Genomic DNA, 6,668 nt, shown 5'->3' on the forward strand with positions numbered 1-6,668 from the left:
TGTGACGGCATGCCCGATTACCACGATGATCTGCGCCTTGCCCATGTACTGGCGGACGCCGCCGACGCGGCGACGATGGACCGGTTCAAGGCCCTCGACCTCAAGGTCGAGACCAAGCCGGACATGACTCCGGTGAGCGAGGCCGACAAGGCCGCCGAGGAACTGATCCGCGGCCACCTCCATCGGGCCCGCCCGCGTGACGCGATTCTGGGCGAGGAATTCGGGATCGAGGGCACCGGCCCGCGCCGCTGGGTCATCGACCCGATCGACGGCACCAAGAACTATGTGCGCGGCGTGCCGGTCTGGGCGACGCTGATCTCGCTGATGGAGGCCGGCGAGGACGGGTTCCAGCCGGTGGTCGGCGTGGTGTCGGCCCCCGCGCTGAACCGTCGCTGGTGGGCGGCCAAGGGCGCCGGCGCGTACACCGGCCGCAGCCTGACCTCCGCGACCCGGCTCCAGGTGTCGAAGGTGGAGCGGATCGCGGACTCCTCGTTCGCGTACGCCTCACTGAGCGGCTGGGAGGAGCAGGGCCGCCTCGACGGGTTCCTGGACCTGACCCGGGCCTGCTGGCGCACGCGCGGATACGGGGACTTCTGGCCGTACATGATGGTCGCCGAGGGTTCGGTGGACATCTGCGCGGAGCCGGAGCTCTCGCTCTGGGACATGGCCGCCAACGCGATCGTCGTCCAGGAGGCGGGCGGGAGGTTCACCAGCCTGGACGGGGTCTCCGGCCCCGGCGGCGGCAACGCGGCCGCCTCGAACGGACTGCTCCACCACGAGCTGCTCGGCTATCTGAACCAGCGCTACTGAACCGGTGTTACCGCCCCGGCTCGTACGCCGGGATCGTGTCCCCGGGGGCGTCGCGCGCTTTCGCGCGCCCCCGGCGGAGCTTCGTCCCCCCTTGTTCCGCACCCGTATCGGTGCAACTCTGAGAGTCCCCCCGCTTGTGAACTTGTGAATCGGCTCACACGGTCGTTTCACCAAGGAGGTGGCTCCCTTCATGCTCGTCCGTGACGCCATGAGCACGCTGGTCCTCACCATCGGGCCCGCCCATACGCTCCGCCAGGCCGCCCGGCTGATGTCGGTCCGCCATGTCGGGGCCGCGGTCGTACTCGACCAGGACGACAGCGGGCTCGGCATCCTCACCGAACGCGACATACTCAACGCGGTCGGCTCCGGACAGGATCCGGACGTCGAGACCGCCGCCACCCACACCACCACCGATGTGGTCTTCGCCGCGCCCACCTGGACCCTGGAAGAGGCCGCGGTGGCCATGACACACGGCGGGTTCCGGCACCTGATCGTGCTGGACGGCCACGGACCCGTGGGCATCGTCTCCGTCCGCGACATCATGCGCTGCTGGGCGCCCACCCGGCGCCGCCACCACGCGGAACTCATCGGCTGAGCCCCCGAACGACCGGTGGGCCGGCCTCCCCCGAAGGAGAGACCGGCCCACCGCCGACGACAACCGCCCGGATCAGCCGCGAAGGGCCTGGACCGCGGCTTCCAGACGCTTGCCGAAGTCGCCGTCCGCCTGGCGGAAGTTGTTGATCGCGCGCTCGGCGATGTCGTCGCGCGAGACCTTGGCGATGAACCCGGCGAGGTTGTCGATCAGCCGGGCCTTCTCGTCCTCGGAGTAGAGCCGGTACAGGTTTCCGGCCTGCACGAAGTCGTTGTCCTCGGCGTGGCTCGGGGCCACGTGCGTGGCGACCTCGCCGGTGACGGTGGTGGGCTCCCACAGCGGACGGTCGGTCTGGACCGGCCCGCCGAAGCTGTTCGGCTCGTAGTTCTTCGCGCCCTTGTGACGGCCGTCGTACAGGTAGCCGTCCCGGCTGTTGGTACGCGCCTCGGTGGCGTGCGGGCGGTTCACCGGCAGGTGGTCGGCGTTGATGCCGACGCGGTAGCGGTGGGCGTCGCCGTACGCGAAGAGACGGCCCTGGAGCATCTTGTCGGGGGACGGACCGATGCCCGGCACGAAGTGCGCGGGGCTGAAGATCGACTGCTCGGTCTCCGCGAAGATGTTCTCCGGGTTCCGGTTGAGCTCCAGCTTCCCGATCTCGATCGGCGGGTAGTCCGCGTGCGGCCACACCTTGGTGAGGTCGAACGGGTTGAAGCGGTACGTGGCCGCCTCGGCCGCCGGCATGATCTGGACCTGCACCGTCCAGGACGGGAAGTCGCCGCGCTCGATCGCCTCGCGCAGATCGCGCTGGTGGCTGTCCGGGTCCTCACCGGCGAGCTTGTTGGCCTCGGCCTGGGTGAGGTTCTTGATGCCCTGGTCGGTCTTGAAGTGGTACTTGACCCAGAAGACCTCGCCGGCCTCGTTGCTCCACTGGTAGGTGTGCGAGCCGTACCCGTTCATGTGGCGCAGCGTGGCCGGGATGCCCCGGTCGCCGAAGAGCCAGGTCACCTGGTGGGTGGACTCGGGCGACAGACCCCAGAAGTCCCAGACGTTGTCCGCCTCCTGCGAGCCGGTGTACGGGTCGCGCTTCTGGGTGTGGATGAAGTCGGGGAACTTGATGGCGTCCTTGATGAAGAACACCGGGGTGTTGTTGCCGACGAGGTCGTAGTTGCCCTCTTCGGTGTAGAACTTCAGCGCGAAACCGCGGGGGTCGCGCACCGCGTCGGCCGAGCCGAGGTTGCCCGCGACGGTCGAGAAGCGCAGGAAGGTCTCGGTCTGCTTGCCGACCTCGGAGAGGAACTTGGCCCGCGTCCACTGCGAGACGTCACGGGTCAGCGTGAACGTGCCGTACGCGCCGGCGCCGCGGGCGTGCACGATGCGCTCCGGAATGCGCTCACGGTTGAAGTGCGCGAGCTTCTCCAGCAGCGACTGGTCCTGCACCAGGACGGGACCGCCGACGCCCGCGGTCTGGCTGTTCTGGTTGTCGGCGACCGGCGCGCCGGCCTCCGTGGTGAGCGGCCCCTGCGTCACGTGCGCCTCCTGCGTCGTTCCTGCACATTCGTCTTGAACTGCACAGCCTGTCCCTTGGCGTATGCCGGTTCCGATCCTACAATGGACTTAGTCCAAGTCAAGTGAACATCCAAAGTCACACCCGTTCGGAACCTGGTCCCTTCACTGTTAGGCTTGTTTCTATGAGTGACCTGTTGGATCGACTTCGCGGACGCGGCTGGCGCATGACTGCGCAGCGGCGCGTCGTGGCCGAGGTCCTCGACGGGGACCATGTGCACCTGACGGCCGACGAGGTCCACGCCCGGGCCGTGGCCAAGCTGCCCGAGATCTCCCGTGCCACCGTCTACAACACGCTGGGCGAGATGGTGACGCTCGGCGAGGTCATCGAGGTCTCCACGGACCGCCGCGCCAAGCGCTACGACCCGAACGCACACCGGCCCCACCACCACCTGGTCTGCGCGAACTGCGGCACGATCCGCGACGTGCACCCGGCCGGTGACCCGATGGCGGACCTGCCCAGCGACGAGCGCTTCGGCTTCACGGTCTCCGGCGTCGAGGTGACCTACCGCGGCATCTGCCCGAACTGCGCGGCGACGGGCTGAGCCGAACCCCTCTTCACGACGAAGGCCCCGGTGCGGGCGTCATTCGCACCGGGGCCTTTCGCATGATCCCGCGCACGGGGCGACACACCTCCCCACCACGGGCACGTGCGCACCCCCTTCCCGAATCTGACGGGTAGTCATATCGTCTGCGGCGATCACGTCCGCCCCGCGGCGGATCCGCACCTCGATACGCCCGAGGAGAGACCCGTGGGAGATCCGCACCCGACCCCACCCGCCATCGCAGCCGAACCCGCACCCGCCACCGCAGCCACCCGTCCCAAACTCCACGCCGAAGCGCTCACCCGCTCGTTCGGGCGCGGCGCCAAGGCCCTGTCCGCCCTCGGTCCGCTCGATCTCTCCGTCGCGCCGGGCGAGTTCACCTGCGTCGTCGGCCCGTCCGGCTGCGGCAAGTCCACGCTGCTCAGGATCGCCGCCGGGCTGCTGCGCCCCAGCTCCGGTGAGCTGTCCATCCGTACGGCCTCACCCCGTCCGGCGGCGATGATCTTCCAGGACTACGGCATCTACGACTGGAAGACCGTGCTCGCCAATGTCCGGTTCGGTCTCGACATCCAGCGCACACCGCGCAAGGAGGCCGACGCCAGGGCGCGCGACTGGCTGGCCCGGATGGGGCTCTCCGACTTCGCGGGGGCGTATCCGGCCGCCCTCTCCGGCGGGATGCGGCAACGGGTCGCGATCGCCCGCGCCCTCGCCGTCGAACCCGAGATCCTGCTGATGGACGAGCCGTTCGCGGCGCTCGACGCCCAGCTGCGCACCATCCTCCAGGACGAGCTGCTCGACCTCACCCAGACCACCCGTACCACCACCCTCTTCATCACCCACAGCCTCGAAGAGGCGATCGTGCTCGGGGACAGGGTGCTGGTGATGTCCGCCAGACCGGGGCGGATCATCGCCGAGCGCCGCCCCCCGTTCGGCCGGCCGCGCACCGGCACGGTCCGGTCGGCACCCGAATTCACGGCGCTGAAGAGCGAGTTGTGGGAACTCCTGCGTGGCGAGGTGCACCGGGAGGCGGTCCCGGCATGACCGTCACCGTGAACACCACGAAGCCCGACGACGGCCTCCTGATCCGCAGGCCGGGCCCGCAGGAGCTGCGTCCGGTGCGCACCCACCGCAGGCGCCGCGCCCTGGAGATCACGCTCGCCGTCGCCGTTCCCCTGCTCCTCGTGCTGCTCTGGCAGCTGGCCGCCGCACAGTCCTGGATCGACGCCCGGGTCTACCCCGCCCCCTCCACCATCCTGGCGGACGGCCTGGACCGGGCGGGCGCCGGTGAACTGTGGCCGGATGTGTGGGCCACGCTCAAGCGGGTCCTCGGCGGCTATGCGATCGGCACCGTCGCGGGGTACGCGCTCGGCCTGCTGATGGGCTCGCTCTCCCTCGTACGGGCGGCGCTGGAACCGTTGCTCGACGCCCTGTACGTCGTGCCGAAGCTGGCCCTGCTGCCGGTCTTCCTCAACATGTTCGGCCTCGGTGAAGGGCCGCAGATCGCCCTGGTCGCCGCGACCGTCTTCTTCTTCGTCTGGATCTCCACCATGGCGGCCGTGCTCGCCGTCCCGGCCGGGCACCGTGACGCCGGTCAGGTCTTCGGCGCCTCGCCCTGGCAGATGTTCCGCCATGTACTGCTGCCCGCGTCGCTGCCCGCGGTACTGGTCGGGGCACGGATCGCGGCGGGAGTGGCCGTGCTCGTCATCGTCGCCTCCGAGCAGATCGCCGCGGCCGACGGCCTCGGCCATCTGATCTTCGACTCCCGGGCGCTGTTCCAGAACGACGTGATGTTCGTCGGCATCGTGTGCGTGGCCGTCCTCGGTGTCGTCTTCTCCGAAGTGGTGCGGATCGCCGGACGGCTGCTCACGCCGTGGGCCCCGCGCGACCGCGGCCGCGGTCGGTCCTGAACGGCTCCCCACGCTCTTCGTACGGAGGCACTGTGCGTACCCACACCCGCATCACCCGCACCGTCGTGCTCGTCACCGCATCCCTGCTCGGCGCCGCGGGCTGCGCCGGGCACGACTCCGGCGGTGGCACCGCCGCCGCGCCACGCGCCGTGAAGCCCGTCCCGGGCTGTGGCGCCGGGAGCTGGACCGACCCGGCCGACCTCGCCCCCGACCGGAAGGCGGCCCGCTGCGACAAGGGCGCCCCGGCGGCCCGGCCCCTGGCGAAGAAACGGAAGATCACCGTCGCCACCGGCACCCTGAGCGCGGAGTACGTCGCTCCGCTCCAGGTCGCGGTGGCGAAGGGCGAGTTCGCGAAGGAGGGGCTGGACGTCGAACTGAAGGTACTGCCCACCCCGGACGCCCTGCCGCTGCTCGCCAAGGGCGACGTGGACGCCCAGTGGGCGGCTCCCGAGGCAGCCGTGATGAACGGCATCAACGGCGGCTTCGACATCAAGTGGGTCGCGGGGAACTTCTCCCCCGACCCCACCTCCAAGAGCGGCCTGTGGGTGCGTCTCAAGGACGGCGAGAGCGCCGATCACGTCGAGATGGCGGGCCGGAAACTGGGCACCATGATCGGCAAGGGCTCGGTCATCGCGTACCCGATGGACACCTCCCTGAAGAAGCACGGCGGCGGCCTCGACCGGATCAGCTTCCAGCAGCTCGGTTCCGCGGACGTACTGACCGCACTGCAGAACGGCGGCGTGGACTCGGCCTGGCTGCTCGACCCGATCTGGCGCAAGGTGGACGGCGCCGAGAAGTACGCGTTCCTGGGCGGCCAGCCCGTCGGCGAACCACTCGGCGGCGTGCTCTTCGGCCCGACGCTGCTGAACGAGGACCCGGACGCGGGCGTCGCCTTCCTCCGCGCCTACATCCGGACGGTGAACACCTACTTCGCCGGCGACTACAAGTCCGATCCCGGCTTCGTGACCGAGCTGGCGAAGCTGATGAAGACCGACGAGGCCACGCTGCGGTCGACCCCGTCGATGCGGATGGACTGGGAGATACGGAAGGGCACGACGGACCGGCTGCAGGAGGCGTACGCCGACTCGGGAGTGTCGAAGGGAGCCTCGGTGCCGGAGGCGAAGGCCGTGGACCGGGCGATGTACTCGGAGGCCGTGGGCCACAAGCTCTGACTCGCGCGCAGCGCACGCACAGAAGGCCGAACGCATGCACAGAAGGCCGGATCCTCGAAAGGATCCGGCCTTCTGTCTT

Annotated in this window: 7 protein-coding genes; 6 read left to right on the top strand and 1 reads right to left on the bottom strand. The window is 69.7% G+C overall.

Annotated features, from left to right (window positions below; all coding sequences use genetic code 11):
* Nucleotides 1-9: 9 nt before the first annotated feature.
* Nucleotides 10-810, top strand: a complete 801-nt coding sequence (gene hisN, locus EES42_RS02880) for a histidinol-phosphatase (RefSeq protein WP_124716493.1) — start codon at nucleotides 10-12, stop codon at nucleotides 808-810.
* A gap of 190 nt (nucleotides 811-1,000) precedes the next feature.
* Nucleotides 1,001-1,405 carry a CBS domain-containing protein gene (locus EES42_RS02885; protein WP_124716494.1) on the top strand — a complete coding sequence of 135 codons (405 nt, stop codon included), beginning with the start codon at nucleotides 1,001-1,003 and terminating at the stop codon, nucleotides 1,403-1,405.
* 72 nt (nucleotides 1,406-1,477) lie between these two features.
* Here EES42_RS02885 and EES42_RS02890 read toward each other — a convergent pair whose 3' ends face one another.
* Nucleotides 1,478-2,929 (bottom strand): catalase, encoded by a 1,452-nt coding sequence (locus EES42_RS02890; RefSeq protein ID WP_124716495.1) that lies wholly within the window; start codon nucleotides 2,927-2,929, stop codon nucleotides 1,478-1,480.
* A 161-nt stretch (nucleotides 2,930-3,090) separates the two neighbouring features.
* Here EES42_RS02890 and EES42_RS02895 point away from each other — a divergent pair, with 161 nt between their 5' ends.
* The 4 genes from EES42_RS02895 (at nucleotide 3,091) to EES42_RS02910 (ending at nucleotide 6,589) form a co-directional block, all read left to right on the top strand.
* Entirely contained in the window at nucleotides 3,091-3,510 is a 420-nt protein-coding gene (locus EES42_RS02895) for a Fur family transcriptional regulator (RefSeq protein WP_124716496.1), read from the top strand.
* A 237-nt stretch (nucleotides 3,511-3,747) separates the two neighbouring features.
* Nucleotides 3,748-4,551 (top strand): ABC transporter ATP-binding protein, encoded by an 804-nt coding sequence (locus EES42_RS02900; RefSeq protein WP_124717381.1) that lies wholly within the window; start codon nucleotides 3,748-3,750, stop codon nucleotides 4,549-4,551.
* Nucleotides 4,548-5,417, top strand: coding sequence for an ABC transporter permease (locus EES42_RS02905; protein WP_124716497.1), 870 nt, complete (start codon nucleotides 4,548-4,550; stop codon nucleotides 5,415-5,417). Before EES42_RS02900 ends, EES42_RS02905 begins: the two co-directional genes overlap by 4 nt.
* A 32-nt stretch (nucleotides 5,418-5,449) precedes the next feature.
* A complete protein-coding gene (locus tag EES42_RS02910) occupies nucleotides 5,450-6,589 on the top strand; it encodes an ABC transporter substrate-binding protein (RefSeq protein ID WP_241196215.1) in 1,140 nt (379 codons plus the stop codon).
* Nucleotides 6,590-6,668 lie beyond the last annotated feature (79 nt).

This window comes from Streptomyces sp. ADI95-17, from assembly GCF_003846175.1.
GTDB classification, from domain to species: Bacteria; Actinomycetota; Actinomycetes; order Streptomycetales; family Streptomycetaceae; genus Streptomyces; species Streptomyces sanglieri.